A 3,017-nucleotide genomic window follows, 5' to 3' on the forward strand; every position below is an offset into this window, starting at 1 on the left:
CCTCGACCGCAACACACGATTCGAACCCACAACACTCCTCAATCAGAAGGGTGTTGCATCGACCGCTTGAAACCGCCCCCGTGTGCGGTGCAGTGGGTGCACCTCACAGGTACCCGCTACGGCTCGCCCTAGTGATTCTCTGTCCGCCCGCCCGTGAAGCGATCGACGAGAAGGTGGAGACGCTCGAGGTCGTGGCCAGGGCGTAGTCGGCCTGCCCGGCCAAGGGTGGCCAGTCCATGCAGTGCGGCCCACAGCACCTCTGTCAGCGTGTTCGCGTCCTGGTCGTCGGCGACCGGGGCGACTGCCTCGTGCAGCTCGGCGAAGGCCGCGCTCAGTTGAGGTGGTGTGTCGTCCGCGGCGAAGCGCAATGAGGTCGCACGGGTGAACATCGCGTCGTAGACGGCCGGGTTGTCGCGAGCGAAGCCGAGATAGGCCTCTGCGACCCGGGCCAGGGCCTCGCCGGCGGTGCCGGCTCCCAGCCGGGCGGCCCGAGTCGCTGCCGCGAGCTCGCCGAACCCGTCGACCGCGATGGCGTCCGCGATCTGCTCCATGCCGGCGAAGTGTTTGTACAACACCGGCTGGCTGTACTCGATCTCCGTGGACAGCCGGCGCGTGGTGACGGCATCCCAGCCTTCGGCCTCGGCCAACCGGCGCGCCGTAGTGATGATCAGCTGCCTACGGGCAAAGCGCTCGCGCTCGCGGCGGTCGTCGATGGCCATCCATCGAGGATAGCACCGCTAGAACGGCTAGCGATGCTATTGACGAGATGCGGGGTAAGGGTTAGCGTTGCTAGCAGGCCGATGAAGGAGACCTCCCATGACGTTGGAACTCACCGCCGGCGCCGCCGCCCTGGTCGCGGTGCTGGGCACCGCCGTCCTCTACGGCACCGACGCATTCTGCGCCATCGTGCTGCGCCCGGCCCTGGCATCAGTCGACGACCACACGCTGGTCTCGGTGACCGGGCAGGTGCACCGCTACGGAGACCGGCGGATGCCGGTGCCCGGGGTGGTGGGAATCCTGGCCGCCGCGATCAGCGCCGCGCTGTACGCGATGGCCGCGCACTGGGCGGCGGTGGCCGCGGCGGGCGCCGCACTGGTTCTGCTGATGGCCTGGACTGTTGTCTACACGCGGGTGAGCGCACCGATCAATCGACGGCTGACCGAGGCCGCCGAAGCGGACGGGACGCTGCCGGACGGCCGTGCGCTGCAGGCGAAGTGGGACAGCGTCATCGGCGCTCGCGCGGTTCTGCAAGGCCTGGCTGTTGGCGCCCTGTGTATGGCGATGATGGTCTGACACAGCGATGTTCCAACTCAGGATCTACACCTTGCGATCACCAGACGCGTTGCAGCAGTACGCATTGGTTCATTGGGCTCGCCATCTTGCGACCTTCGAGATTTTCGGAATCACCACTCACGGCGTGTGGACGGAGCGAGACGGCGGAGCGAATCGGCTCGTCGCGCTGATCCGCTACCCGAAGGGCGCCGACCCGGACCAGCTCACGCGGCAGTGCATGGCCAGCCCGGAATTCGCTGCTGACATGGCCGGATTCGATCTCGACGAGATCGTCGACGTCCAAGCGGTGCCGCTGGAGCCCACTCCGTTCTCACCGATCCACTGACCAATCTCGGAAGGCCATGTCATGACCACCACGACCATCGCCTACACCCTCGCCGGCTTCATCGCCGCGGCCATCGTGTTCATCGGCGCCCGGTTCATCGTCGCGCCGCGCGTAGCGGCCGCCGGGTACGGCGTGCCACCCGATCTCGGTCAGCGATCGACGGGCGCCTATCTGAGTGTCAAGGGTGTCCGGGACATCGCTTCGGGGTTGTTCGTCGTCATCCTCATGGTGGCGGGCGAGACACACCTGCTTGGCTGGCTGATCTTGACGGCCACACTCATCCCGATTGCCGACACGGCCATCGTGCTCGGCAACGGCGGCCCCAAGTCGATCGCCTGGGGAGTCCACGGCGTCACCGCCGCGGTCATGCTCGTCACCGCCGCATTGCTGCTTTTCTCCTGATCCCGAACGCGTATGACACACCGCCCTGGGGACACGCCGCGGGGGTTCGCGGTGGCGATCTACGATCGTTCCAGCAGGGGAGCTCGGGGGACCGATGATCGCGGACCGATGGGGCGTCACCGACGCCGAGGTGGCACGGCACTACCCCTGCGACGACCTGATTCCCAACCCTGCTGGTCAATTCTGGCGCGGTGTCACCGTGAACGCGGAACCTCCAAGGGTCTGGCCCTGGCTGACGCAGATCCGGGTAGCGCCATACTCTTACGATTGGCTGGACAATCTCGGCCGCCAGTCACCTCGGTTACTTCTCGGATTGCCTGAGCCGGCAGTCGGCGAACCTTTCACGGCCGCCGGCGGCCGACGACTCGGCGCCATCGTGTCGGTGGAACGGGAGCGCCAGCTGACCGGCCGCATCGCCGGAGTCCTGATGTCTTACGTGTTGGAACCCGATTCAGGCTCGACCCGTCTGTTACTGAAGATCAACGCCCCCGCAATCCGGTTCGGCGGCCTGCTTCTTCCGCTGTTGTCCATCGGAGATCTGGCGATGGCGCGCCGTCAACTCCTCAACTTCAAGCGGCTCGCCGAACAGCACAGGGACTGACTCGATGAGACTTACTCACCTAGGCGAATAGCGTTGCACGCGAAGCGGTCTGACATCTTTGCGACGAAGACCACACACGCGGTTGACCGCGGTTACCACCCTCAGGGCCTCCGGCCGACGGTGAAGTACGCGAGCGGGCCCACCGGCTGCACCACGGACAGCAAACGCCACAGCACTTTCGGTCCGCTGACCCTCGACGCCGGTCGTCGCGCCAGATCGACCAGCATGGCGGTGGTCGCCAACGTCTCGACGACGCCGAGTACTACAACGGCTGTCTGCTGCGTCGGCGAGAGGTCAGTCCACTTCCGCTTGGCCATGCGTCTCTCCTATGTCAAGCCGCTGCCATTTGGCAAGGCTTTTGACGGTGGTTGTGGTCTGTCTGCAAATGGCCGAAGA

Annotated in this window: 6 protein-coding genes; 4 read left to right on the plus strand and 2 right to left on the minus strand. The window is 65.9% G+C overall.

Going from position 1 to position 3,017, the window contains the following annotated elements; translation table 11 throughout:
• Positions 1-128 precede the first annotated feature (128 nt).
• On the minus strand, positions 129-719 hold the full coding sequence (locus tag AU195_RS22560; protein WP_059161254.1) for a TetR/AcrR family transcriptional regulator: 591 nt from the start codon (positions 717-719) through the stop codon (positions 129-131).
• 97 nt (positions 720-816) lie between these two features.
• Between AU195_RS22560 and AU195_RS22565 the strand changes: the two genes are divergently transcribed.
• The 4 genes from AU195_RS22565 to AU195_RS22580 all read left to right on the plus strand — a co-directional run bounded on the left by AU195_RS22565 (position 817) and on the right by AU195_RS22580 (position 2,621).
• Complete coding sequence (locus AU195_RS22565; RefSeq protein WP_059161255.1) at positions 817-1,293, plus strand: DUF1772 domain-containing protein; 477 nt, start codon at positions 817-819, stop codon at positions 1,291-1,293.
• Positions 1,294-1,300: 7 nt separating this feature from the next.
• Positions 1,301-1,618 carry an NIPSNAP family protein gene (locus AU195_RS22570; protein WP_059161256.1) on the plus strand — a complete coding sequence of 106 codons (318 nt, stop codon included), beginning with the start codon at positions 1,301-1,303 and terminating at the stop codon, positions 1,616-1,618.
• Positions 1,619-1,639: 21 nt separating this feature from the next.
• On the plus strand, positions 1,640-2,020 hold the full coding sequence (locus AU195_RS22575; RefSeq protein ID WP_059161257.1) for a DUF4267 domain-containing protein: 381 nt from the start codon (positions 1,640-1,642) through the stop codon (positions 2,018-2,020).
• Between the two features lie 94 nt (positions 2,021-2,114).
• Positions 2,115-2,621, plus strand: coding sequence for a hypothetical protein (locus AU195_RS22580; RefSeq protein WP_059161258.1), 507 nt, complete (start codon positions 2,115-2,117; stop codon positions 2,619-2,621).
• Positions 2,622-2,722: 101 nt separating this feature from the next.
• Here the strand turns inward: AU195_RS22580 and AU195_RS22585 are convergent, their stop codons facing one another.
• Positions 2,723-2,938, minus strand: coding sequence for a PLD nuclease N-terminal domain-containing protein (locus tag AU195_RS22585; RefSeq protein ID WP_059161259.1), 216 nt, complete (start codon positions 2,936-2,938; stop codon positions 2,723-2,725).
• Positions 2,939-3,017: the final 79 nt, after the last annotated feature.

Source organism: Mycobacterium sp. IS-1496, from assembly GCF_001499995.1.
Lineage (GTDB): Bacteria > Actinomycetota > Actinomycetes > Mycobacteriales > Mycobacteriaceae > Mycobacterium.

What these genes read in the sequence shown, in the direction of transcription:
- AU195_RS22560 (WP_059161254.1), bottom strand. Translation starts at nt 719, where the DNA reads ATGGCCATCGACGACCGCCGCGAGCGCGAGCGCTTTGCCCGTAGGCAG.
- AU195_RS22565 (WP_059161255.1), top strand. Translation starts at nt 817, where the DNA reads ATGACGTTGGAACTCACCGCCGGCGCCGCCGCCCTGGTCGCGGTGCTG.
- AU195_RS22570 (WP_059161256.1), top strand. Translation starts at nt 1,301, where the DNA reads ATGTTCCAACTCAGGATCTACACCTTGCGATCACCAGACGCGTTGCAG.
- AU195_RS22575 (WP_059161257.1), top strand. Translation starts at nt 1,640, where the DNA reads ATGACCACCACGACCATCGCCTACACCCTCGCCGGCTTCATCGCCGCG.
- AU195_RS22580 (WP_059161258.1), top strand. Translation starts at nt 2,115, where the DNA reads ATGATCGCGGACCGATGGGGCGTCACCGACGCCGAGGTGGCACGGCAC.
- AU195_RS22585 (WP_059161259.1), bottom strand. Translation starts at nt 2,938, where the DNA reads ATGGCCAAGCGGAAGTGGACTGACCTCTCGCCGACGCAGCAGACAGCC.